The organism is Nocardia yamanashiensis (assembly GCF_021183565.1).
GTDB classification, from domain to species: domain Bacteria; phylum Actinomycetota; class Actinomycetes; order Mycobacteriales; family Mycobacteriaceae; genus Nocardia; species Nocardia yamanashiensis.
In genome coordinates, this window is the sequence record NZ_CP089226.1 from 4968195 (window position 1) to 4992420 (window position 24226).

The following is a 24226-nucleotide window of genomic DNA, read 5'->3' on the forward strand; positions in this document are numbered from 1 at the left end:
TTCCCACAGGTTAAGGTACCGAACCCGCGCCAATCCTGTTGTGCCTCAGGGGGTATTACTCTTGGGCTCCGGCGTGTCACCCGGCTTTTCGGCAGCCGCCACGCCCTTGTTCGGGATGCGGGTGGCGGCGGCCAGGCCGATCAGCAGGAAGATGGCCGCGGCCAGCAGTGTGGTGCGGGTGGCGTCGGTGAAGCCCCTGGACAGCGCGTCCACGACCGCGGCGGCGCCGTCGTGCGCGCGCAGCCCGGCGATCGCCCCGCCCGCGGATTCCCGGGTGGCGGTCTCGGCGGCGTCGGCGGCCTTCTGCGGCAGATCCGGCACCTCGGCCAGGCGTTTGGCCAGATCCTGGCCGAGCGCCGCGGACAGCAGCGCGCCGAGCACGGCGGTGCCGAAGGCCGAACCGACCTGCCGCACCGTGCTCTGAGTGGCCGAGCCCTGACCCGACTGCTGCGGCGGCACATCGGCCAGCACGGTGCCGGTCAGCTGCGCGGACGCCATCCCGAGGCCGACGCCGTAGCCGACCAGCAGCACCGCCAGCCACCAGCCGGAGATGTGCGGGGTCACGAAGAGCGCGGCCGCCGCCACCGCGACCGCCTCGAAAGCCAGGCCGAGCTGCACCACCCGCACCGGCCCGTACTTGCGCACCAGCCCTTCGGCCACGCCGGCTGCCAGGAACGCGCCGACCGCCATCGCCGCGAGCACGTAACCCGCTCCGAGCGTGGACAATCCGAGTACGTTCACCATGAACAGCGGCAGCACGAACAGCAGACCGAATTCGCCGAGCGCGACCAGGAACGCGGTGATGTTCCCCCATCGGAAGCTGGGGATATCGAACAGCGCCGGGTCCAGCAGCGCCGAGCGGCCGATCAGCATGCGGTGCTTCTCCCAGCGCAGGAACAGCACCAGCGCCAGCAGGCCGAGCGCCAGCAGCACCGGAACCGGCGAGATCGGGGCGGTGTCCGGCCAGGTCCAGCCCGCCAGCGGGAATTCCCGCAGCGGCTTCCACCAGCCGTAGGTCTGGCCTTCGATGAGCGCGAACACCAGCAGCGCGAAACCGGCTGCGCTGAGCAGGAACCCGTCCACGTCGAGCCCGGGCGCGGCCTTGCCCATGCGGGTCTCCGGCACGAACAGCACCAGGCCGATCAGCACCACGACGCCCAGCGGGATGTTCACGAGGAAGATCCACGGCCAGGTGTAGTACGTGGTCAGCCAGCCGCCGACCAGCGGGCCGATGGCGGCCACGCCGGCGATGACCGAACCCCACACCGCGAAGGCGATGACCCGGTCCCGGCCCCGGAAGATGGCGTTCATGGTGGCCAGCGTTCCCGGCATCACCCCGGCCGCGCCGATGCCCTGCACCACCCGGCCCAGGATCAGCGGCCAGGCGCTGGTCGCGACCGCCGACAGCACGCTGCCGGCGAGGAAGATCAGCACGCCGACGGCGAAGATATTGCGCCGCCCGAGGCGGTCCCCGAGCCGCCCGCTGGTGATCAGCAGCGCCGCCAGCACCACCGCGTAGATGCTGGTGATCCATTGCGCCTGAGTAAAATTCAGGTTCAGGTCGTCGATGATGACCGGCAGTGAGACCGCGACGATGGTGCCGTCCAGCACCACCATGGAGAGCCCCAGCGCGAGGACTCCGAGCGCGATCCACTTCTTGCGCCCGAGTTCCGGAACTTCGGGCCCTGTTTCGGTCATCGATTGCTCCCACTTGCTCGAGGACAGCCGTCCAGAACCATGGTGCTGCACATTCGCCGACTTCTGAGAAAGGCTCGCGGAACCCGGTAGAGTCTACCGATAACCAGACATTTATGACGCTGCTACATGTTTGCTCTCCACTTTCACGAGAGGGGCACCATGGTCAAGAACGTCGCCGATGGCTTGTGGGAGATGCTGGTTTCCGCCGGGGTCCGGCGCTGCTACGGCATTGTGGGCGACGCCCTGAATCCGGTCATCGACGCCCTGCGCCGCAATGGGGAGATCGAATTCGTGCACGTCCGGCACGAGGAGTACGGGGTGTTCGCGGCGGTCGCGGAATCGGTGCTCACCGGGCGGCCGGTCGCGGTCTGCGGCACCGCCGGTCCGGGCGTGACGCACCTGATCAACGGCCTGCTCGATGCCCGCAAGGAGGGCGCGGCGGTGATCGCGGTGGCGGGCGACAGCGAGACCAGCCTGCTGGACACCAGCACCGTCGAGGAATTGAACCCGTACAAGTTCTTCGATGCCGCCGCCCTGTACATCGGGCGGATCGTGAACGCGGGGCAGCTGCATCAGGTGGTGAGCACGGCCGTGACGGTGGCCATCGCCGATCGCGGGCCGACGGTGATCTCCCTGCCCGGTGACGTGGCGACCCATGACGCGCCGAAAACCGCGCTGCGCGTGGCCGTTCCATCGACCAAGGTGCCGCGCGCGGCCGACGAGGACCTGCGCGCCATGGCCGATCTCATCGACGCCGGGAGCAAGATCGCCATTTTCGGCGGTGACGGCTGCGCGGAGGCCGGGGCGGAGGTGCGGGAGCTGGCGTTCAAGCTGAACGCGCCGGTCGGCTACAGCCTCAAGGGCAAGCAGTGGCTGGAATACGACAATCCCAATGCCGTCGGTATGACCGGGCTGGTCGGGTACGGCGGGTGCTGGGAGGCGGTGAACAAATGCGATGTGCTGCTCATGCTCGGCACCGACTTCCCGTTCGCGAACTTCCTGCCGCACAGCAAGGTCAAGACCATTCAGGTGGATCGCAAACCCAAGCATCTGGGACGGCGAATTCCCTTGGAACTGGCGGTCATCGGTGATGTGCGGACCACCGTGCAGGCTTTGCTGCCGCTGGTGCGGGCCAAGTCGAGCGATCGTTTCCTGAAGAAATGCGTCAAGGAGACCGAGCATTTCGTCGAACGCATGCAGCACTACGTCACCAAAGGTCCCGACCTGAAACCGATCCGACCGGAATATCTGGCCTCGATCCTCGACGAGGAAGCGGCCGACGACGCGCTGTTCTTCGCCGACACCGGCACCGCCGTGATCTGGGCGGCCCGGCACATCCACTACGGACCGAACCGCCGCCTGTTCGGCTCGTTCTCCTGGGCGTCGATGGCCAATGCCTCCCCCAATGCCTTCGGCGCGCAGCTGTCCTTCCCCGGCCGCCAGACCATCGCCCTGTGCGGCGACGGCGGCTTCACCATGCTCGGCCTCGGCGACCTGCTCACCGAAGTGCAACGCAAAACCCCCGTGGTGCACGTCGTCCTCAACAACAGCATGCTCGATTTCGTCAATATCGAGCAGCAGGAAGCCGGTTTCGTCCCCTTCGGCACCGACTTCCAGAACCCCGACTTCGCCAAGGTCGCGGAAGCCATGGGCGCCAAAGGCATCCGCGTCGAAGACCCCGGCGACCTCCGCTCCGCCGTCCGAGCAGCCCTGTCCCACAAGACGGGGCCCGTCGTCCTGGACGTCCTCGTCGACAAATACGCCCTGGCCCTACCGGGCCACGTCCCCGCCGAAACCGCCGAAGGCTTCACCCTCAGCATGGCCAAACAAACCCTCCACGGCGACCTCGACGACGTAATAGCCACCGCCACCCACAACATCCGCCTCCTCTGAGCCCACCGCCTGGCATACCCGTGTCCCGGAAGGCCTCTCCTCCTGAGAGTCACCTGCCGGGCACACCTACCGAGAGCCCCCTCCTCCCGAGAGGCACCTGCCGGGGCACACCTGCCCGAGAGCCCTCTTCCTCCCGAAAGGGGTTTCAGGGGCTTGCCCCTGAGAGCCCCGAGAGTTGGTCATTTCGGATACGTTTGAGTGCGTGTCGATGATGAAGGGTTCCAACGTTCCGGTTGCGGCGACCGCGGTCCGGGTCGAGCTGGGGTGGCAGGCCGGCCCCGGCGGGCGACCCGACGCGGATGCCTCGGCGCTCCTGCTGGCCAATGGGAAGGTGCGGTCCGACAGCGACTTCGTCTTCTACAACCAGCCCGCCCACGCCTCGGGCGCGGTCCGCCACGACGGCAAGCGCCCGGGCCCGCAGACCATCGACGCGTTGACGGTGAACCTGGCCCAGGTGGAACCGCAGATCGAGGCGATCGTCATCGCCGCCTCGGCCGACGGCGGCACCTTCGCGCAATTGCAGGGCCTGCACGTCCGCGTGCTCGATGCCGCCTCCGGCGCCGAACTGGCCCGATTCGACAGCACCGACGCCACTTCCGAGACCGCGTTCGTGCTCGGCGAGCTGTACCGCCGCCAGGGCGCCTGGAAGTTCCGCGCCATCGGCCAGGGTTACTCGTCCGGACTGGCCGGGCTGGCAACGGATTTCGGTATCACCGTCGACGACCCCGGCACGCCCGCGCAGCAGGCCGCCCCCGCACCCCAGCAGGGCTTCAACCCGCCGCCCCCGCAGCAGGGCTTCAACGCTCCCCCGCCGCCGCAGGGCTACAACGCTTCCCCGCCGCAGCAGGGCTTCAATGCCCCTCCGCCGCAACAGGGTTACGCCCCGCCGCCACCGCCCTACGGTCAGCAGCCGGGGCAGTCGGCGTATCCGCCGCCGCCTCCGCCGAATTACGCACCGCAGGGCTACAACCAGCAGCCGCCGCCGTTCACCCCGCCGCAGCAGGGCCAGTTCCCCACTCCCCCGGGGCAATACGGTCAGCCCGGCCAGTTCCCGCCGCCCACACCCGGCGCGGCCCCGGGCGCCCCGGTGAACCTGGGCAAGATCTCCCTCACCAAGGAAGCGCCCGCGGTCTCGCTGACCAAGCAGGGCGCGACCGGCGGCATCATGCGGGTCAATCTGAACTGGATGGTCCCCGGCGCGACCGGCGGCCTGTTCGGTCGCAAGCGCGGCGGCAACGGCGGCCTGGACCTGGATCTGTGCTGCTTCTGGGAGCTGGCGGACGGTTCGAAGGGCTGCGTCAGCCCGCTCGACACCATGGGCAATCTGCACCGCGCCCCGTTCATCGAACTGGACAAGGACGACCGCACCGGCGCGAACGCGGCGGGCGAGAACCTGTCCATCAACCTCGACAACACCGCCAAGTTCAAGCGCATCCTGGTGTTCGCCTCGCTCTACGAAGGCGCGCAGGACTTCCGCGGCGTGCACGCCACCGCCACCCTGTACCCGCGCAATTCGCCGCCCATCGAGATGGAAGTCAGCGGCTGCGTGGACGATTCGCGCGAAATGGTGCTGGCGCTGATCGAGAACGTGAACGGCGAGCTGGTGGTGCGCCGCGAGGGCGTCTTCGTGCGCCCGCCGGACGGGCACCGTTTCTGGGGCAAGATGGCGGTCGATCAGGCCTACCACTGGGGTCTGAAGTGGGGCACCTCGAAGGGTAAGAGCTAGTCCGCCCCGAGCGCGCCCGCCGCCCTGCGGATCTCGTCCCGATCGCCCTGCCTGCCGAGTAGTTGCAGCAGGGCGTCGGGAATGAGGTGCTCGGCGTATTCGGGCGCGCCGCCTTCATCCGACCGCATGCTGATCACCGCTTCGACCATCCGGAACGGCAGCAGCTCGACCCCCGGCACCCCCTGATTCCCGGATTCCACGATGGCGGCGGCCGCCAAGCGCTCGTAATGCCGCCTGAGCTCGTTCCGCCGCTCCCGGAACACCGCGAACCGTTCCCCGCGTAGCTCGGGCAGCAGATACAACGCGCCCAGATTCCAACGCGCAGTGCACAGTTGACGCACGTCGTAGGAAGCCAAGGCGTACAACCGAACCACCGCCGGCTCCGCCACGCCCGCCAGCCGCTCCGCCAATTCCAATGCCCCGGTGATGGTTTCGGCCAGCAACGCATCCAGGATGTCGTCCTTGGCCGAGAAGTGGTGATACAGCGAAGCCTGCCGGATCCCCACCGCGTCCGCGATCATCCGGGTCGAGGTGTTCCCGTACCCGTTAGCGGTGAACAACTCCGCCGCCGCATCGAGGATCTCCGCACGCGGGGTCTGTCCCGCCCGGCGGCGAGGTTCCAGGCGAGGGCGTCCGGGTCCGACTTGGGTCACGCCCCTCATTCTGTACCACCCCGGGATCCCACCGCCTTTCACCAGGCCGTGAGATTCCTGTCATCCGATAGAAACTCAGGCAACGCAGAAGTTACGCCCCGCCATCCAACGGATACATCGCCATAACCGGCCGAGCGATCGCGAACGCAAAACTTTCAAGCGATAGATATTCGCCGCTCGCCGAAAGGCCCCCCATGGCCGCCACCCTCGACTCCGTCGCCCCCGATCCGTCTATCTCCGCCGACAGCGCCGACCTCGAACGCTTCGGCTATCAGCCCGTCCTGCACCGCAAACTCGGCCGCTACGCCTCCTTCGCGGCCGGTTTCTCCTTCGTCTCCATCCTCACCACCATCTTCCAATTCTTCGGTCTCGGTTACTCCTTCGGCGGCGCGGCCTTCTTCTGGACCTGGCCGATCGTCTTCGCCGGCCAGTTCCTGGTGGCCCTCAACTTCGCGGAACTCGCCGCCCGCTACCCGATCTCGGGTTGCATCTACCAGTGGTCCCGGCATCTGGCCGGTGAGCTGGTGGGCTGGTTCGCCGGCTGGATGATGATCATCGCTCAGATCGTCACCGCCGCCGCGGCCGCCATCGCCCTGCAGGTGGTGCTGCCCTCGATCTGGAGCGGCTTCCAGTTCTACGGCACCGACAGCGCCCTGACCTCGCACGACGGCGCTGTGAACGCGGTCATCCTGGGCAGCGTCCTGCTCATCGTCACCACCTTGATCAATGTGGTCGGCATCGACTGGATGGCGCGCATCAATTCGCTCGGCGTCACCATCGAGATCATCGGCGTGCTCGCGGTGATCGCGGTGTTCTTCACCCACACCGATCGCGGACCGGGCGTGGTGCTGGAAACCGATCAGGCCGCGCCCGGACCGTACTGGGCCGCCTTCCTGGTCTCCGGCCTGATGGCCGCCTACGTCATGGTCGGATTCGATTCCGCCGGTGAGCTTTCCGAGGAAACCAAGAACCCGCGCCACGTCGCCCCGCGCACCATCCTCACCGCCCTGTCGGTCTCCGCGCTCGGCGGCGGCCTGATCCTGATCGGCGCGCTGATGGCCGCGCCGAGCCTGAGCGACGGTTCGCTGAGCACCGGCGGCCTGGCCTACGTGATCGAGGCCAAGCTGGACAGCCCCGCCGGCAAGGTGGTGCTGGCATGCGTCGCCTGCGCCATCACGGTGTGCACCTTGGCCATTCAGACCGCCGGCTCGCGCCTGATGTTCTCCATGGCCCGCGACGGCCGCCTGCCCTTCGCCAAGCAGCTCGCCGCCGTGCACCCGCGCTTCGGCACCCCGGTGTGGCCCGCCGTGGTGATCGGCGCGCTCGGCATCGGCCTGCTGGTGCTGAACCTCGGCAATGCCGCCATCTTCGCCACCCTGGCCTCGGTCTGCATCGTCACGCTGTACCTCGCCTACCTGCTGGTCACCGTGCCGCTGCTGGTCCGCCGCATCAAGGGCTGGCCCGCCGACGATCCGGCCGCGCAGGGCGAGGGCCTGTTCTCGCTGGGCCGCTACGGGATTCCGATCAACGCGGTCGCGGTGGTGTGGGGCCTGGCCATGGCGATCAATCTGGCCTGGCCGCGCGCCGAGGTCTACACCCCCGCCGGCGGCGGCTGGTGGATGCTCTGGGCCGCACCGCTTTTCGTGATCGCCACCGTGCTGGTGGGCGTCGTGGTGCACCGCCTGGTCACGCCGGCCCGCACCGCCGCCGTCACCGAAGCCGCGGTTCAGCCCGCCTGATCGATTCGCAATCGCCTCGAACACAAGGACATCCGATGGCCGAGCTCGACCCCGACTACCGCATGCGCGGACGCCCCGAACTGGCGATGCTGCTCGCCGACCTGTTGCGGCGCGGCTACCTCCGCTGGCGAAATCGCGGCGGGCTCGGCCCCCGGACCGAACTCAGCCCGTGACCCTCCGTCCTTCCGGCGTGCGCTCAGCCGGAATCCACACGCACCCGATCCCCAGACCAGCACCCAACGCAGGGAGCCCCATGACCAGCACAGCCAACAGCCAGCCCGGCACCGCCGACACCGGCGCGGCCCGCGCCCACGCCCGGTCACAGGCTGCGGCCGCGAACATCACCGGCCCGGCACTGCCGGACGGCATCGACTCGGCGAAAATCACTTTCGCACAGCGTATTCCGTCGGGCGGCTACGCCAACGTCGTACTCGCCCGGGGCACCCGGATACGACTGTCGGATCCGGCGGGCGCGGCCTGTGCGCATCTGCTCCTGCTGCGTGACGGATCACCCTGGGAGCGGCTGAATGTCGCCGACACCGTGAAGGTGCCGTGGCAGGCATACCTGGGCCCCGGCCATCCACTGCTGTCCGATCAAGGCCGGATCCTGGCGACCATCGTCGGCGACACCTCCACCCACCACGACACCCTGTGCGGCCCTTCGCCGCTCGCCCGGCAGCAGCTGCGCATGGCGGGGTCGAAGCAGGGTCTCGAGCCGCGCGATATCGGCCCGAGCGTGACGTTCTTCCGGGGCGCGCGGGTGGAATCCGACGGCGGGCTCACCCCCACCGGCAGCGCCGGAGCCGGGGCCGCCGTCGAGCTGATCATTCACCTGCCGGTGACCCTGCTGGTCGCCAACGCACCGCATCCGCTCGATCCCGCCCCGGTCACCGAACTGGACGTCGTGGCCTGGGCCGATCCGGAAGCACTGGCCCAGCAGCACAATTCCGATCCCGAGTATCTGCGCGCGGTGGAGAACACCGAGCAGGACTGGACCGCACGGACCCTGGAGGCCCTCGTATGATCACCACCCGCACGGTCGTGCTGGACGAGACCGTCCCCGCCAACGCCCCCTGGTCGGCGGTGGTGCGGGCCGGCGAGCAGCTGGAGATCATCGATCTGCACGGCAATCAGGCCGTGGACTGCCTGCTCTACGCGGCCGCCGACCACGCCGACCGCTACAGCGCCCAGGCCACCGTGACCGCGCAGCGCAATATCTTCCTGACCACCGGCAGCACGCTGCTGACCGATGCGGGCACCGCCCTGATGACGGTGGTCGCCGACGAGGTCGGCAATCACGACACCGTGGCGGGCGCGTGCTCGCAGGAGTCCAACACCCTGCGCTACGGGCATCACACCCGGCATCAGCACGCGTGCGTGGAGAACTTCCTCGCCGAGGGCATGAAATGGGGCCTGGGCAAACGGGATCTGGTGTCGAACATCAACTGGTTCATGAACGTGCCGGTGGAGGCGGACGGGACGCTCGGCATCGTGGACGGGCTGTCCGCGCCCGGCAAGACCATCACGCTGCGGGCCGAAATCGACACGCTGGTGCTGGTGTCCAATTGCCCGCAGATCAACAACCCGTGCAACGGTTTCGACCCGACGCCGGTGCGCATGGTGGTGACCCGATGACGACCATGCTTCCGCAACTCTCGGAAACTCCGGTGGCACAGCAGGATTCGAACCCCGCGCGGACCTTCTCGGTGCTGCGCCCGGGCATGCAGACGACCATTCAGGACTGGCCGGGGCGCGTCGGCTACTGGCATGTCGGCGTGCCGCCGTCCGGGCCGATGGACGACCTGTCCTTCCGGCTCGGCAATCGCGCCCTCGGCAATGACGAAGGCGCGGCCGGGCTGGAGTGCACGCTCGGCGGACCGGCCCTGCGCTTCGACGCCCCGACCTGGGTGTGCGTGACCGGTGCACCGGTGCCGATCACGGTGAACGGCACGGCGGTTCGGCAGTGGCGCAGCGTGCTGGTGCCGGCGGGCGGCGTGCTCGACGTCGGCATGGTGCGCGGGCCGGGCATGCGCAGTTACATCCTGATCGCGGGCGGCATCGAGGTAGCCGAATATCTCGGCAGCAAGTCCACTTTCACGCTCGGCCGGTTCGGCGGCGGCACCGGTGCGGCGCTGGCCGCGGGCGATGTGCTGGCAGTGGGCGCGGCCGCGGGCCGGGTGACGGCGGGCGTGACCGGCGACGATCAGCCGGTGCTGACCCGCCGCTGGGAGCTCGCGGTGACCGAGGGGCCGCACGGGGCGCCGGAGTTCTTCACGCGCAACGACTTCGACACCATCATCAGCACCGATTACGAGGTGCATTTCAACTCCGATCGGACCGGCGTGCGCCTGGTCGGGCCGCAACCGCAGTGGGCGCGCACCGACGGCGGCGAGGCCGGGCTGCATCCGTCGAACATTCACGACAACGCGTATTCGATCGGCGCGCTGGACTTCACCGGCGACACCCCCATCCTGCTCGGCCCCGACGGGCCCAGCCTGGGCGGATTCGTCTGCCCCGTCACCGTGGTGGCCGCCGAACGCTGGAAGCTGGGGCAGCTGTGCCCCGGCGATACCGTCCGCTTCGTCCCCGTCCGGGCGGACCGCGCCGCCTCGCCGCGCGAACTCGGTGCGGAACGGCGGGCCTCCTGGCCGATCGTGCTGTCTCCGGGCAGCGACGGCGACGACGGCGTGCTGGGCCGCCGCGAGGGCGTGGACACCGCGGTGACCTACCGTCGCCAGGGCGATGACGGCGTGCTCATCGAATACGGCGATCTCACACTGGATCTCGAACTGCGCGCCCGCGTGCACGCCCTGCATCAGGCGCTGCTGGAACGGTCGGAGCCCGGTATCACCGAGTTGACTCCCGGCGTGCGGTCCTTGCAGGTACGCACCGACCCGGATCGGCTTCCCACCCCCAAGCTCCTGGATCTGCTCGCCGAAGTGGAGACCGATCTCCCGGCGGCCGCCGAGCTGGTGGTTCCCAGCCGCACCGTGCGACTGCCGCTGTCCTGGGACGACCCCACCATCCAGGAAGCCATCACGCGCTACATGCACGGTGTGCGCTCCGATGCGCCCTGGTGCCCGTGGAATATCGAGTTCATCCGCCGCATGAACGGATTGCCTTCGGTGGACCAGGTTTTCGACACCGTCTTCGCGGCCGAGTACCTGGTGCTGGGCCTGGGCGACGTCTATCTCGGCGCGCCCGTGGCCACCCCGACCGATCCGCGGCACCGCCTGGTGACCACCAAGTACAACCCGGCGCGCACCTGGACCCCGGAGAACGCGGTCGGCATCGGCGGCGCCTATCTGTGCATCTACGGCATGGAGGGGCCCGGCGGGTATCAGCTCGTCGGCCGCACCACCCAGGTGTGGAATCACCGCTCCACCGGGATCGGCGAAGACCCTTGGCTGCTGCGGTATTTCGATCGCATCAGCTGGTATCCGGTCACCGCCGAGGAACTCGGTGACCTGCGCGCCGATTGCGCCACCGGGAGCTGGGAACCCGAGACCGCGGAGGGGGAGTTCCGGCTCGCCGACTATCGCCGCTTCCTCGCCGACAATGCGGATTCCATCGCCGAATTCCGCGCTGGACAAGCCGAAGCCTTTGCCGCCGAACGCGATTCCTGGCAGCAGGCCGGGGAGTTCGCCGAAAAGCCCTGAGGGCTGGTCCCGTACACCGCATCGGAGACGACGTCTCCACCGACCATCGCTCCGCCGCCGCGCCGGAAACGGCGCACCGGGGCCGAATACCGAAGGGCACGCACATGACAGTGTGGATCCACCGCCGCTCCGACAGCGAGATCAGCGCCGAAACCGCCGGGGCCACCGGACCGCTCGCCGGTCTGCGTCTCGCGGTCAAGGACAATGTGGACGTCGCGGGCCTCCCGACCACGGCGGGCTGCCCCGAATTCGCCTACACGCCGGTGCAAGACGCGGCAGCTGTCGCGGCGCTGCGTGCCGCCGGTGCGGTGGTGGCCGGCAAGACGAACCTGGACCAGTTCGCCACCGGGTTGGTCGGCACTCGCTCCCCGTACGGCGTGGTGGAGAACGCCGTACGGCCCGGATACGTCTCCGGCGGTTCGAGTTCCGGTTCCGCCGTGGCCGTGGCGAGCGGGGAGGTGGACATCGCCATCGGCACCGATACCGCCGGCTCGGGGCGGGTTCCGGCCGCTCTGCACGGCATCGTCGGCATCAAACCCACGCTCGGGGTGGTATCCACCGACGGTGTGGTCCCCGCCTGCCGCTCCTACGACTGCGTGACCATCTTCGCCGCCGATCTCGAGACGGCGAACCGGGCCATGGCGGCAATGGCCTCCGGCGCGCCCGCCCGGCCCTTCCCCGCGGATGTCCGCCTGGCGGCGCCGCCGAATCCGGTGGTCGCGATCTTCGACGCGCTCCCGGATCTGGATCCGCAGTGGCGCAGTGCATTCGAGCGCACCGTCGCCGGGCTGCGGGAGGCCGGGGCGCGCATCGTGGAGATCGATCCGGCGCCGTTCCTGGCCGCCGCCCGGCTCCTCTACGACGGCGCTCTGGTGGCCGAAAGGTACTCCGCCGTAGGTGAATTCGTGGACTCGCACGCCGAGGCCGTGGACCCCACCGTCGGCGCGATCATCAGCGCGGCCCGTGACGTTCCCGCCCATCGCCTGGTGTCCGACCAAGCCGAACTCGCCCGCCTGCGCAGCGCCGCCATGTCCGCTCTGGCGGGCGCCGACGTCCTGCTCACCCCCACCGTGCCCGGCCATCCGACCATCGCTGAAGTCGCCGCCGACCCCATCGGCGAAAACTCGAAACTCGGCACCTACACCAACTTCTGCAACCTCTTCGACCTCTGCGCGGTGGCTGTCCCCGCCGGACAGGTCGAGGACGCCCACTTCGGCGTCACCGTCCTGGCCCGCGCCTTCGAAGACGCGGTCGCCTACGACGTAGCCGCCCTCGTCACCGGCACCCCCGCCGCCGAACCTGCCTGGCCCCTCGAAGTGTGTGACCCCCAAGAACTCATCGTGTTCGGCGCCCACCTGCGCGGCCAACCCCTCGAACACCAGCTCATCACCCTCGGGGCCCGCTGGTCCGGTCCCGTCCGAACCAGCTCCAACTACCGCTTGGCAGCTCTCGACACCACCCCACCCAAACCCGCCGTAACCCGTGTCCCCGAAGGCGAATCCGGCGTCCCCATCGCCGGGGAACGGTGGCTCCTCTCCCCCGCCGCCCTGGGGCGCTTCCTCGCCTCACTCCCCGCGCCCATGCAACTCGGCAGTATCGAACTCGCCGACCACACCTGGCACACCGGCTTCAGCTGCGCCGGCGCGGCCGCCCAATCCGCCAAGGACATAAGCGAATACGGCGGCTGGCGAGCCGCCCTGGCCGCCGGCGCGGTCGGCTGACGATATCGGGTGATCGCCCACGACCTGCGCGTTCGCCCGAAAGTTGGGATCGGTAGGGGCGGGTGCCGACGTCTACTTACGGCATGACATTTTCTCAGCCTCCCGCCGACCACCCGCAGTCCACCGGTTTGAACAAGAAGACCAGCGCCATTCTGTCCTATGCCTTCGGCTGGGTCACCGGCATCATCTTCTTGTTCATCGGCAAGAACGAGCCGGACGTGAAATTCCATGCCGCGCAATCGGTGGTGTTCTTCGGAGCCGTTTCGGTCCTGAATATCGTCCTGAGCATCCTGGGGTCCTTCCTGGGCGCCCTCGGGATCATCTTCAGCCTCGCCGGACTCGTCCTCGGGCTCCTGACCCTCGTCGTCTGGATCATGGCGATGGTGCAGGCCAACAACACCGGCGGTGTCCGCGCTCCGCTGCCCATCGTCGGAAAGTTCGTCGCCCCCTATGCCGATCAGCTGGCCGACTCGGTCAAGTAACCACACACTCGAAAAACCCACGGCCCGAGTTTCGCTCGGGCCGTGGGTCGTTCACGTCGGCTGTCGCGCCTCGGCCCATTGTGCAAAATTGCATTTTATGCCCTGGTCGGGGACCTAATACCGTCGAATTCATGGAACGCAGCTTTGATTCGGCCGAGGAACTTTCGACTGCTTTGCGTGCGGGTGCGGTGACGTCGGTCGAGTTGACCGACGAGGCGATCGCCCGCATCGAGCGCGAGGACAAGGAGATCAATGCGATCTGTGTGCCGGACTTCGATCGGGCGCGCGCGGCGGCGCGGGAGGCCGATGCGGCGCTGGCGCGGGGTGAGGATCGGCCGCTGCTCGGCATTCCGGTGACGGTCAAGGAGTCGTACAACATGGCCGGGCTGCCTACGACCTGGGGCATGTCGGCGCATCGGGACTTCGTGCCGGAGGAGGACGCGGTGCAGGTGTCGCGGTTGAAGGCGGCCGGTGCGGTGATCCTCGGCAAGACGAATGTGCCGCTGGGGCTACAGGATATCCAGAGTTTCAACGAGATCTACGGCGTCACCAACAACCCGTGGGATCACGCTCGTACCTCGGGCGGGTCCTCCGGCGGGTCGGCGGCGGCCTTGGCATCCGGGTTCGGTGCGCTGTCCATCGGCTCGGATCTCGCGGGTTCGCTGCGCACGCCCGCTCATTTCTGCGGCGTCTACGCGCACAAACCGACGGTCGGGCTGGCTGCCACCCGCGGCATGGTCGCACCGCCCGCTCCGGCTCTTCCCACCGATCTCGACCTGGCCGTCGTCGGCCCGATGGCGCGTACCGCGCGCGATCTCACCCTCTTGCTCGACGTCATGGCCGGACCGGACCCGCTGACCCACGGCATGGCGTACCGGGTGACGCTCCCGCCCGCCCGCCATGAACGGCTCTCCGATTTCCGTGTGCTGGTCATCGAGGACCACCCGTTCATCCCGACCGGATCCGCGGTGCGAGCAGCCGTGAACCGTGTCGCCGACGCGCTCTCCGACAGCGGCGCCCGCGTCGAACGACACAGCCCTCACCTGCCCGACTTGGCCGAAGCCGCAGCGCTTTACCGGCTCTTCCTCTTCTCCGGCAACTCCGCCCGCTTCCCCGTCGACGCCTACGAACAACTGCAAACCCAAGCCGCCGCCCTGAATCCGGCGGACCAAAGTCTCGGCGCCGCACTGGTCCGGGGCATGGTCCTCACCCACCGCGACTGGCTGGAAGCCGCCAACCGCCGCGAACTCCACCGCCACGCCTGGCGGCACCTGTTCACCGAATTCGACGCCGTCCTCTGCCCGATCACCCCCACCCCCGCCTTCCCGCACGATCACGACCCCAACCTGCCGGAACGCCGAATCACCATCGACGGCAACGACTACCCGTACTTCGACCAGCTCGTCTGGGCGGGTGTGGCCACCATGCCCGGCCTGCCGAGCACAGCCATCCCCACCGGTCCGTCCCCCGAAGGCTTGCCGGTGGGCGTCCAGCTCATCGGTCCGATGTTCGAGGACCGCACCCCGCTACGCCTGGCCGAACTGCTCGAACAGCGGATCGGCGGGTTCCGAACCCCGACCCTCGATTCCGGCCGTCGGGGCCCCGGAGCGGTTGCGGGCTAACGGATCTCCAACTGGTAGGTGACCTCGACCCAGAAGCCGCCGGGCTCGTACTCGCCACCGAAGGTGAGGACGTAATCGCCCGGGGCGAGGTCATCGAGGCGGACCCAGAGGCCCCAAGCCTTGGCCTTGAACCGCCCGGCTTCACCGAAGGGTCCGCCTGCCGCCGCCGTGACCCGAAATGCCTTGCTGTTGGTCACCACTCGCACGGGCAGCGAAACGCCATTGAGCGCGGCATGACCGGTAGCGGCGGGCGCAACCGGCACTTCGCCCCGCGCGAAGAATCCTTCCGGAACCTTCTGGAACATATTGAATGCCGGAAAGAAGATCGGCCGCCCATGCGGAACCGTGCACCGCCGCTCGGCCCGCCCACCGAAAGTCCCCGCCAGAAACCACACATCCGCCGGCTGATCGATCGCGGCGAACTCCCCCGTCTCGTCCACCACCGGATTCTTGGCATTCGGCACGGACATAGCCCACTGCCACCACCGAGCCGCCAATTCGACGTCGCTACTCGCCATCTCCACTACCCAAACCCTCGCTGCATAATCGAACCAGCAGGAGGCTATACGAACCATCCGGTCTGCGCCGGTCCGCGCGGAACAGGATCGGCCGGAAGGATATTCGATGCAACCCTGGGTGACGATCTGCCTACCACCCGACGCACTCGCCGACCTGAAAACCGCGATCACCCAAGCCCTGGCCCCCTTCGACCGCCACCAAGGCTTCCCCCGCCAAAACATGTGGACCACCTGGCGAACCCGCCCCGCCGAACCAGGAGCCGGCTTCTACGTCCGCCCCGGCCACGAAAACGACCCCCGCCTGATCCACGACGCCCCCAACCAATTCGGCATCACCCTGCTCCCCACCCCCCGCGAATGCGCAGGCGGCCCCAAGTCCCTCCTGAACATCCCCACCCACAACCTCTCCCACCCCGACATACTCACCCTCGACGGCTGGTGGATCGAGCCGAACGGCACCCACCACCACAAAACCAACGAACCCAACCCCCCACCCCCACCCGCCGACATCGAAAACTATCTCGATTCCCTACCGGACGACACGATTCTCGTCCGGGTCTACTGCCACATTCGAGCATCGACGCTACAACCGCGGCATTCCCCCGTGCGGGCTGTTGAGAACTAAAGGGGCCGAGCCTTCCCGCAGATAGCCGAACTGTGGGTCGTACTCGATGTGCTGATGCCCGCCCACACTCATGGCCCCCACCTCACGAAGGTCCTCCGCCAGCAGCACACGACCCTCCTGATCGCCCACCACCACCAACACCCGCCGCGACTCATCGACCCGGATCAGAACCCCTGGACCACCATCCGAACGAACCTCGACAGCAACAAGCTCCTCGGCCTCGACTCTCCCCTCCCCCCTGACCACCACGGCAGCAAGCTCCACGAATTCCGAAGCGGCACCGCTGATATCGACCATCCCGTCACCGAACACCTCGACCCGCAAACCTCTCCCTATGACAGCAGCGCAGCCATTTTCACCGCGCGAATCCGAATCGGACAACGATATGGGATCAGCCACAGCCACCCCATCCGTATTGCCCACGATCTCTTTGGACGGCACTCCGAACGCCCGGTCCGGGACGGTCAACCGCCCGCACCGGTCGGGCCCTGTCAAACGCACTAGTTTGCCGAATGCAGGGTGATCGTCCGCCGTCTCGAGCCGCGTTTCCAAGGTCTGCGATCAATGTCCACACCCCATCTCCGAACACACGGTGTGGAAACCAGACGAGCAGTGCGACGGCTGGATGCATTGCCGTGCGGCGGACTGCTCATGCTGGCACGGCTGGCCGCACGGACCGACCTGACGATGACCGGGCCTCTGCGGCCGGCGAACTGGCCGGAAATCGAGCTGCGTCTGTTGATTCCGGGCGATAACCTGGGCGCTCGGAATCGCGCGAGGGGGAAGCGTTGTGGCTCATATCTGGGTGATTGTGTGTTTGCCGCCGGATGCGATCGATGACGTTCAGGCCGGGCTCACTCGAGCGCTCGCTCCGTTCGAGATGTACGAACAGCCCGCTGAGCGATCGATGTGGGACACATGGCGTATTAGGGGTGGCGGCGAGGGAGTCAGGTTTGAGGTACGACCGGGATATGAGAACGATTCTCGACTGATCTATGACACTCCCGACAACGCCGGCTTCAGGTTTCCGCACATCCGACGCGAATGCGCGGGCGGCCCAAAGGCATTGCTGATTATCCCGGTTGATTCTCTCAGATGGACCGATGTGCTCACCCTCGATGGTTGGTGGGTGGAGCCGAGCGGCGTCTGGGCGCATGAGGACTGGGACGAACACACATCCTACGAAGACGAGCCCGACTGCCCGGTACCGCCCGGCGGCAACGCGGATTATCTGGCCGCATTGCCTGAGGACACAGTGCTTGTCCGGGTTCATTGCCATGGCTGAAAGCACAATGAGGGGTTTGTCCGAATCGGGAGCACGGCAATCGCGGAGCGCGCGGGACAGTCAAATTTCCATCAGGGCATCGAGTCGGCCGATGATCATGCGTAGCTCGCGGGCCCCGCGCGGTGACATCGCCGCGATTACGACGTCGAGGAGGTGACGGGCCTCCACTGGACTGCCACAACAGAAGTCGTGGACATCGCCGAACTCGTAGTAATGCCACAGTTCGCGCGCGGGAAGGTGGACGTGGTTCTTCCACAGACGCACAGCTCTTCCGACATCCCCCGCCTGTAGGTAATTTCGGGTGCGTTCCAGGCGGTCGATCTCGGCTAGTGCAGACGAAGACAGGCCGTCGATGACATGCTCGGCGCTGTGGGATCGGAGTCGCAAGGCAGCGCGGGCGCGGACCTCGCGTGGGCGGTTACGCGGCACGAGCCTTTCGGCTGGAGATCATGTCGAACATGGCGCAATGATAGCGGCCTGGCCAACCACGCTATTGCCGGATGGCGCGGGGCGACCCGGCCAGTGCCCTGCAAAAGATGAACGGACGCAGGTGAACTCGGAGTAACGCGAATCGACATCCGGCGGAGTTCGGCGACCTCATTTACGATCTTGGTGGCGACCACCAGGTCGCACAGTTGTCGCACGATTGGAATCGCTTTGCTCGTCTCGAAAATCGCTACCGGGCTCGCTGCCGCGGGTGCTGCCGTTTTGTTCGCCGTTCCCGCCTCGGCATCGCCCTCGACAGAGCTTCAGCCGGTCGCGGGTCCCCACAACTATGGCCCGATACAGGACGCGCATTTCGGGTTCCTGCTCATCCAGCGGGATGGCATCGAGGCGCTTTCCGGCATCGTCTCGGATTTCCCGACCATTGCCGAGGGTGGCCATGCGGTTTGCAATCTGCTCGCGAGCGGCGTATCGAAGCAGCACCTGGCAGAGCTCATCAGCGAGGCGCCAGGCGAGTTCAACTCGGCAATGGCCTTCGTGAACGCCGCTGAGACTGCCTATTGCCCTGGCTGATACCGGGGCATGGCCGGCCCGACCCGGAATACTCGCCACGTCCTCGCCGGCTCGCGTGACGAAATCCGAATGACGCCGTATTGCGAGTCACGCCAACGCTTACGACGTCCGGTCAAAATCCGAAATTTGTTGCGTGCGAGCTGGACACCCGGTGCACGGGCGGCAATGATCTATCGGTCGGTGCCGTTCGTCTCTGGGGTTGGGTTCATGTCGTTGTTGGGCAGGGCCGCGCTGGCCGCGGTGCTTCCGATTGCGGGCGCGTTGGTGGTCGCGGGGAGCGGGACGGCGCAGGCGGCCGGTGATCTGTATGGCGCGATCGCTATCTACCAGCAGAAAACCCCCGGCACCCCGTGGGAGCACCACACCGGTGTTGTTGTGGCGGTGGACTATCCGTCGCAGGCCGCCGCGGACGCAGCCGCCCTCGCCGGGTGCACCGTCGACCGCTGCACCGTTTTCGCCCGAGTCCACAACGAGTGCGGCTCGGTAGTCGAATACGACACCTGGACAGCATGGTCGAATGCTGTGGAGCCGGTCTACTACACGGGTCGTGGCCCAACCGCCGCTGCGGCGGAAAGTGCTGCTCTGGACTTGGGAAACCGGGGCCTGGGCTTCCCTAGCAGTCTCCTTTTCAATCTCGGTCTCGCTCGAGTCGTCGCACCGCTGTCCGTCCTCGACACCATCTGCACCTCGAACGCCGGCTGAAACTTTTCGCCGCCCTTGTAGGTTCGGCGGACTCGACCAACCGGACCGGACCCGTCCCGGTAACGCACTACGCGGCTACCGGCGGCTGGGTATCGCCGGTAGCCGAGGGGCGTGCGTGGGTCATCGATTGAACGGCGTGCGCAGTGTGGTGATCGAATCCCGGCGCTCGTAAGCGATCCAGGCGAAGATCGCGGTCAGCGCCAGCGGGAATGGAGCCAGTTCAGGGGTGCCGGTCAGGAAGAGGTTGAAGCCGGCGGCCAGGAAGGTGACGATCGCCAGGCCGATTGCGGCGGGTGACGCCAGGCGGGGCACCATGAGCCCGATGCCGCCTGCTACTTCGGCGACGCCGATGAAGACCAGCAGCGCGAACGGGATCGAGAAGGCGGTGGCGTTGTTTTCCATCAGCGTGTGCGGGATGACGAGCTTGGGTCCGCCGGAGGCGATGATGAAGAACAGGCCGAGCACGATCTGCAGGGTCCACAGGATGCGGTGGCGGATCTTGCCGGGGGCGGTGACGGTGGTCGGGGCGGCGGTGATGGCGGTCATTTCTTGCTCCTCGGTTGAGTCGGTCGCGCCGGGTTGGTAGTGCGTTCAGGTGATCAGTGCACGACGTCGAAGATGTTGAGCTGCAAGCCGTTTGCATAGGCCTGGGATTGGACGAGCTGGAGTTTCCGGGCGTCCTTGTCGGTGGCGGAGAACATGCGCTTGCCCGCGCCGAGCAGCAGCGGGAACACCACTAGGTGGTAGCGGTCGATCAGCCCGGCGTCGGACAGGTCCTGGTTCAGGGAAGCGCTGCCGTGGATGATGATCGGTCCGCCCTCGGTCTCCTTGAGGGCGGCGACCTGCTCGATGGAGCGCAGGATCGTGGTCTCGCCCCAGTTCGTGACCAGATCCTCGTCGGCCAGCGTCGTGGAGACGACGTACTTGGGCATCGCCTTGTAGTCGGCGAACTCCGCCATGTCCGGCCAGACCGGGCTGAACGCCTCGTAACTGACCCGGCCCATCAGGATCGCGGTCGCTTCCTGCTGTTCACGTCCCTTGATCTCGAAGGCGTCGGGGATGAACTCGGTGTGCTTGAAGGTCCAGCCGGAATTGCGGTAGCCGGGCTCGCCACCGGGCGCTTCGACGACACCGTCGAGGGAGATGAAGGCCGAACTGATCAGGGTGCGCATCGGATGTCCTGTGGGTTGAATTCGATCTGGACGCTGTACAGAAGTGAAGATACACAGACTTTCTGGACGGTGTCCAGTTATAATCTGAACGTCGTCCAGAAATTGCTTTGACCAGGGAAGAGGCACTACATGAGCGAGAGTGCGGCGCAGCAGGCGCGCCGAAGCACGTACCGGCACGGCGCATTACGCGAGGCACTGCTCGAAGCGGGAGTGGCGATGGCGCGGGAGGGCGGCGGACCGCAGGCGATCGTGCTGCGCGAAGCGGCGCGACGGGCCGGCGTCGCCCCGAACGCCGCCTACACCCATTTCAAGGATCGCGAAGCGTTGGTGCAGGCCGTGGCGCGGTACGCACTGGCACGGCTCGCGGCGACCATGGTCGCCGAGCAGGAGGCGATTGCCGGCACCGAAGATCCGGCCGCCGCCGCACGAGCCCGATTCCACGCCGTCGGAATCGGCTACATCCGCTTCGCCCGCGAGGAACCCGGCCTGTTCCGCACGGCATTCGCGACCCAGCACGATGTCTCCGCCGTCGCCGAACCCGCTGCCGCCGGACCCACCGGACGATCGGCGATCGAACTGCTCACCGAATCCCTCGACGGCTTGGTCGAAGCCGGCCTGCTATCGCCCGAAAACCGTCCCGGCGCAGAGTTTCTCGCCTGGCCCACCGTGCACGGACTGGCCTACCTCGCCGTCGACGGCCCGCTGCGCTTCCTCGAACCGGCCCAACTCGACGACCTCACAACCAAATTGGTGGAGATGCTCGACCGCGGGATATGAACAATGGAGCCGCGTGATGCGCGAGATTGAGTAGCTCGCTCAGAGTAGCCGCGGAGCACGGAGGGTTCCGTACGACTCAGGAACTCGTGCTCGCGAATGGGACGACGTTGTGGGGGATGCTGCGGCCGCGCTGAACGCGGATGCGGGCCTCTCTTTCGATTCGCGCGCGAATCTCGGCGACGCTGTGACCGGGTCGGCTGTTGGCTCGTGCCTCGTGGCAGGGGCGGCGCATCGGAGGCATAGTTGCGCCTAGCAGCAGACCGGCCAGGACTCCGGAGATTGCGCAGATGAGTTCTCCGATCATTGTTCGCGCCTTCGGGTTTCGGGATCTCGGTGATCGCCGGTGCGGGGCGCCCGGATATTCCAGGTAGTGCTGCCGCGCTGCAGGTAGGGAACGAGCTTGGTGAAGTAGCGCTTGGCTTCGCAGTCATCCGGGCAGTCGCTGTGACGGTCAAGAGCATGCTGTGCCACAGCGAGATTCAGGACGGGGTGGTCTGGCATCTGGTGGAAGCATGGATTGTCGCCCATCGGTCAGCTCCCGATGTGAGGGGTGTCGGCCGGCACGAGGCGCCCGGATTCGATCAGGACGCCGCGCGCCTGCGCTTTGGCGGAGCAGATCGAAACAGGACAGTGCTTGTGCTGCTGCATGATTCGGTGGGCCCGGGAGATCGTCAGCGTGCTTGCCGGGACGGCTGTGTGGTTGATGGGTGGATGGTCGAGCATCGCGGAAACCTCCAATGACTACTGGTGTTCGATGATCGGAGTTGGAATTCGACAGTGGCGACATAGCGGACATTTCGTCTGCTTGGATGATCGAATTCCGTTTATCGAAGCCAACTTCCGGTCTACTCCGCATAAGAGCGGCTTGGAAGTTCCGTCTTGTCGAAATCAACGTGAAGGTGCCAAACTTTCAGGGCGGATACTTCCAGAATTCAGCCCGTTCGATAGCGAGGCTAGGCAATGGCTGGTTCCACCCTGGTGAGCAGAGCACTCGGCCGGATGTTGGCCCAATACCGCAGACGAGCTGGGATGACCGCCTATGCGGCCGCCCAGATCGTCGAGACCTCACAGCAGACCCTGGGGCGCATGGAAGACGGGCTGAAGTCGAAGGTGCCTCAGCTATGGATCAATGCTTTTGCCGACGCTTACGGCCTGAGCGATGACGAGCGGCGGGTATTGATCGGTTTGGCCCAGGAGCTCGCCTCTGCCCAGAAGAATTGGTGGCGCGCGTACACGGACGAATTGCGCTCGGGATTCGACCATTACATGGGTTTGGAGAGCGCCGCACGCAAGCTTTCCACTTGGAAGGTCGCGCTGGTTCCCGGCCTGCTTCAGACGCCGGAGTATCGACGGGCGGTCATCTGGCGGGAGTCGCCGAACCTGCCGCCCGAACAGGTCGAAAAACGGATCACGGTTGCGATGCGTCGCCAGAACCGACTGGAGGAAACGGGTTTCGCCATCGAGGCACTGCTGTTCGAAACCGCATTGCGAGATGAGGTCGGCGGACCGGCGGTGATGGCGGACCAACTCCGCCGGCTCGCCGACATCGGCTGTCGGCCGGACGCTTCGGTGCGGGTCGTACCGTTCAACGCGAGAACGCATCCTGGTTCTCTGGTCGGATCCTTTGTCCTGCTGGAGTTTCCGAAGCTGCCGGCAACCGGGATCCAAGAACCCCCGGTCGTCTATGTGGAGGGTTTCGCAGGGGACCTGTATCTGGAACAGGAAGCCGAAGTGAAGCGCTATCGCGATGCCTACACGGAGATCAGCCGGGTAGCGTTGGACGCGGAGGCGAGCAGACAGCTCATTTTGTCGATAGCCGAGGAGCACACCCAGTGAACACCGATCTGACCTCAGCCCACTGGTTCAAGAGCACTCGGAGTCATGGCAGCGGCGAATGCGTGGAGACAGCGCATTTACCCGGCGGCTCGGTGGGTGTGCGGGACTCGAAGCTCGGTGCGGAGAGCCCGGTGCTGGTGTTTCAAGCGGCACCGTGGGATGTCTTCGTAAAGGGCCTCCGCGCAGGCGCATTCGATATCTAGGGTTCGCCTGCGGCATCGGTTGCGGTGGAGTTCGGCTGGGGGCCGAGGGTTGGCGGTGCGGAACATTTGTCCAATTCAAAGCTCACTACCTGCGCGGAGAGTGCAGGGTATGACAATTCATGTGAGCCAGGACGGTCCGGCCGATGCACCCGCACTGCTACTGATACACGGCACTGCCGCGTCGGGGCGGTCCTGGGATCCGATGGTTCCCTTGCTGTCCGGATCGCATCGGGTGATCCGGGTGGATCTGCTCGGCTGTGGACGGTCTTCCGGGCTGGGCGAGGTGATCTATACGGTTGCCGATCAGGCCGGGCGGGTCGGTGCGGCGATAGATCAGCTCGGCGTCGGGCAGGTGGTCGCCGTCGGTCACTCCAGTGGTGCGGCGGTGGCGACCGCGCTGGCCGAGCAGCGGCCGGATCTCGTGACCGCCGTCGTGATCATCGACTTCGGGCCGGACCTGGAAGCCTGCACGGTTCCGGAGACGCCGAGCGGGCCACCGATCGCCTGGTCGAGCCTGACCGATGACCAGTTCCGGCAGTTGATGCAGTCGGCATTCAGCCCGGGTTTTCGGATCCCGCAGGAATATGTGGAGCAGTTCCGCGCGATCGACCCCACCGTGTTCGCCGCTGCGTCCCAGGCGAACCTCGCGTATCTCAACGAGCGCTCACTACCGGAACGCCTTGCACCCCTGGGTAAACCGCTGCTGGTCATCTTCGGGGAGGAGGACACCCGGTGGCGTCCGTCCGCTGCCGTGGGATATCGAACCGTGCCCGGGGCAAGGATTCTCCTGCTTCCGGACGTCGGCCACTCGCCCAACCTCGAGGACCCGCAGCGCACCGCCGCCCCGCTGCTGTCCTTCGCCGCGCAACATCAGCTTCGGACAGCGATGGGGTGATCG

26 protein-coding genes are annotated in these 24226 nt (G+C 66.9%); 19 read left to right on the plus strand and 7 right to left on the minus strand.

All coding sequences use genetic code 11. From position 1 onward, the window contains the following. Nucleotides 1-45: 45 nt before the first annotated feature. Complete coding sequence (locus LTV02_RS23545; protein ID WP_233033870.1) at nt 46-1698, minus strand: MFS transporter; 1653 nt, start codon at nt 1696-1698, stop codon at nt 46-48. A gap of 159 nt (nt 1699-1857) precedes the next feature. On the opposite strand from LTV02_RS23545, the gene LTV02_RS23550 reads away from it, so the two are divergent. Together LTV02_RS23550 and LTV02_RS23555 are read left to right on the plus strand one after the other, a co-directional pair. Next, a complete protein-coding gene (locus LTV02_RS23550; RefSeq protein WP_233033872.1) occupies nt 1858-3591 on the plus strand; it encodes a thiamine pyrophosphate-dependent enzyme in 1734 nt (577 codons plus the stop codon). Between the two features lie 208 nt (nt 3592-3799). Beyond that, nucleotides 3800-5317 (plus strand): TerD family protein, encoded by a 1518-nt coding sequence (locus LTV02_RS23555; protein ID WP_233041680.1) that lies wholly within the window; start codon nt 3800-3802, stop codon nt 5315-5317. Here LTV02_RS23555 and LTV02_RS23560 read toward each other — a convergent pair. Beyond that, nucleotides 5314-5979: a TetR/AcrR family transcriptional regulator gene (locus LTV02_RS23560; protein ID WP_233033874.1), complete on the minus strand. Its 666-nt coding sequence runs from the start codon at nt 5977-5979 to the stop codon at nt 5314-5316. The two genes, LTV02_RS23555 and LTV02_RS23560, sit on opposite strands and share 4 nt — an antisense overlap. Before the next feature lie 185 nt (nt 5980-6164). Here LTV02_RS23560 and LTV02_RS23565 point away from each other — a divergent pair, with 185 nt between their 5' ends. The 8 genes from LTV02_RS23565 (at nt 6165) to LTV02_RS23600 (ending at nt 15193) form a co-directional block, all read left to right on the plus strand. Continuing rightward, the gene (locus tag LTV02_RS23565) at nt 6165-7709 is read left to right on the plus strand and encodes an amino acid permease (protein ID WP_233033876.1); all 1545 of its coding nucleotides are present in this window, start codon (nt 6165-6167) and stop codon (nt 7707-7709) included. Nucleotides 7710-7744: 35 nt separating this feature from the next. Next, nucleotides 7745-7882, plus strand: a complete 138-nt coding sequence (locus LTV02_RS23570; protein ID WP_233033878.1) for a hypothetical protein — start codon at nt 7745-7747, stop codon at nt 7880-7882. Nucleotides 7883-7962: 80 nt separating this feature from the next. Then, nucleotides 7963-8733: a DUF1989 domain-containing protein gene (locus LTV02_RS23575; RefSeq protein ID WP_233033880.1), complete on the plus strand. Its 771-nt coding sequence runs from the start codon at nt 7963-7965 to the stop codon at nt 8731-8733. After that, nucleotides 8730-9344, plus strand: a complete 615-nt coding sequence (locus LTV02_RS23580; protein ID WP_233033882.1) for an urea amidolyase associated protein UAAP2 — start codon at nt 8730-8732, stop codon at nt 9342-9344. Before LTV02_RS23575 ends, LTV02_RS23580 begins: the two co-directional genes overlap by 4 nt. 86 nt (nt 9345-9430) lie before the next feature. Beyond that, a complete protein-coding gene (locus LTV02_RS23585; protein ID WP_233041681.1) occupies nt 9431-11368 on the plus strand; it encodes a 5-oxoprolinase/urea amidolyase family protein in 1938 nt (645 codons plus the stop codon). Nucleotides 11369-11472: 104 nt separating this feature from the next. After that, the gene (gene atzF, locus LTV02_RS23590; protein WP_233033883.1) at nt 11473-13089 is read left to right on the plus strand and encodes an allophanate hydrolase; all 1617 of its coding nucleotides are present in this window, start codon (nt 11473-11475) and stop codon (nt 13087-13089) included. Between the two features lie 83 nt (nt 13090-13172). Continuing rightward, entirely contained in the window at nt 13173-13571 is a 399-nt protein-coding gene (locus LTV02_RS23595; RefSeq protein WP_233033886.1) for a DUF4870 domain-containing protein, read from the plus strand. A 131-nt stretch (nt 13572-13702) separates the two neighbouring features. Further along, nucleotides 13703-15193, plus strand: a complete 1491-nt coding sequence (locus tag LTV02_RS23600) for an amidase (protein ID WP_233033888.1) — start codon at nt 13703-13705, stop codon at nt 15191-15193. Here LTV02_RS23600 and LTV02_RS23605 read toward each other — a convergent pair. Then, the gene (locus tag LTV02_RS23605; protein WP_233033890.1) at nt 15190-15711 is read right to left on the minus strand and encodes a hypothetical protein; all 522 of its coding nucleotides are present in this window, start codon (nt 15709-15711) and stop codon (nt 15190-15192) included. The two genes, LTV02_RS23600 and LTV02_RS23605, sit on opposite strands and share 4 nt — an antisense overlap. Before the next feature lie 106 nt (nt 15712-15817). Between LTV02_RS23605 and LTV02_RS39320 the strand changes: the two genes are divergently transcribed. Continuing rightward, nucleotides 15818-16336: a hypothetical protein gene (locus tag LTV02_RS39320; protein WP_269821556.1), complete on the plus strand. Its 519-nt coding sequence runs from the start codon at nt 15818-15820 to the stop codon at nt 16334-16336. On the opposite strand, the gene LTV02_RS23615 is transcribed toward LTV02_RS39320, so the two are convergent. Further along, nucleotides 16295-16777, minus strand: a complete 483-nt coding sequence (locus tag LTV02_RS23615; protein ID WP_233033892.1) for an Imm32 family immunity protein — start codon at nt 16775-16777, stop codon at nt 16295-16297. The genes LTV02_RS39320 and LTV02_RS23615 overlap by 42 nt on opposite strands. 349 nt (nt 16778-17126) lie before the next feature. Between LTV02_RS23615 and LTV02_RS23620 the strand changes: the two genes are divergently transcribed. Next, the gene (locus tag LTV02_RS23620) at nt 17127-17621 is read left to right on the plus strand and encodes a hypothetical protein (RefSeq protein WP_233033894.1); all 495 of its coding nucleotides are present in this window, start codon (nt 17127-17129) and stop codon (nt 17619-17621) included. 60 nt (nt 17622-17681) lie between these two features. On the opposite strand, the gene LTV02_RS23625 is transcribed toward LTV02_RS23620, so the two are convergent. Continuing rightward, nucleotides 17682-17885 (minus strand): hypothetical protein, encoded by a 204-nt coding sequence (locus LTV02_RS23625; RefSeq protein WP_233033896.1) that lies wholly within the window; start codon nt 17883-17885, stop codon nt 17682-17684. 393 nt (nt 17886-18278) lie between these two features. Here LTV02_RS23625 and LTV02_RS23630 point away from each other — a divergent pair, with 393 nt between their 5' ends. Together LTV02_RS23630 and LTV02_RS23635 are read left to right on the plus strand one after the other, a co-directional pair. After that, nucleotides 18279-18638 (plus strand): DUF732 domain-containing protein, encoded by a 360-nt coding sequence (locus LTV02_RS23630; RefSeq protein ID WP_233033901.1) that lies wholly within the window; start codon nt 18279-18281, stop codon nt 18636-18638. A gap of 207 nt (nt 18639-18845) precedes the next feature. Then, on the plus strand, nt 18846-19340 hold the full coding sequence (locus LTV02_RS23635) for a DUF4189 domain-containing protein (protein WP_233033903.1): 495 nt from the start codon (nt 18846-18848) through the stop codon (nt 19338-19340). A 120-nt stretch (nt 19341-19460) separates the two neighbouring features. On the opposite strand, the gene LTV02_RS23640 is transcribed toward LTV02_RS23635, so the two are convergent. Beyond that, nucleotides 19461-19886 carry a DoxX family protein gene (locus tag LTV02_RS23640; protein ID WP_233033905.1) on the minus strand — a complete coding sequence of 142 codons (426 nt, stop codon included), beginning with the start codon at nt 19884-19886 and terminating at the stop codon, nt 19461-19463. A 53-nt stretch (nt 19887-19939) separates the two neighbouring features. Continuing rightward, nucleotides 19940-20512 (minus strand): dihydrofolate reductase family protein, encoded by a 573-nt coding sequence (locus LTV02_RS23645; RefSeq protein ID WP_233033907.1) that lies wholly within the window; start codon nt 20510-20512, stop codon nt 19940-19942. 129 nt (nt 20513-20641) lie between these two features. Between LTV02_RS23645 and LTV02_RS23650 the strand changes: the two genes are divergently transcribed. The 5 genes from LTV02_RS23650 to LTV02_RS23670 all read left to right on the plus strand — a co-directional run bounded on the left by LTV02_RS23650 (nt 20642) and on the right by LTV02_RS23670 (nt 24223). Further along, nucleotides 20642-21289 carry a TetR/AcrR family transcriptional regulator gene (locus LTV02_RS23650; RefSeq protein ID WP_233033909.1) on the plus strand — a complete coding sequence of 216 codons (648 nt, stop codon included), beginning with the start codon at nt 20642-20644 and terminating at the stop codon, nt 21287-21289. Between the two features lie 303 nt (nt 21290-21592). Then, on the plus strand, nt 21593-22030 hold the full coding sequence (locus tag LTV02_RS23655) for a hypothetical protein (RefSeq protein ID WP_233033911.1): 438 nt from the start codon (nt 21593-21595) through the stop codon (nt 22028-22030). 288 nt (nt 22031-22318) lie between these two features. After that, entirely contained in the window at nt 22319-23125 is an 807-nt protein-coding gene (locus tag LTV02_RS23660) for a helix-turn-helix domain-containing protein (RefSeq protein WP_233033912.1), read from the plus strand. Further along, on the plus strand, nt 23122-23328 hold the full coding sequence (locus LTV02_RS23665; protein ID WP_233033915.1) for a DUF397 domain-containing protein: 207 nt from the start codon (nt 23122-23124) through the stop codon (nt 23326-23328). Before LTV02_RS23660 ends, LTV02_RS23665 begins: the two co-directional genes overlap by 4 nt. Before the next feature lie 109 nt (nt 23329-23437). Next, entirely contained in the window at nt 23438-24223 is a 786-nt protein-coding gene (locus LTV02_RS23670; RefSeq protein WP_233033917.1) for an alpha/beta fold hydrolase, read from the plus strand. Nucleotides 24224-24226: the final 3 nt, after the last annotated feature.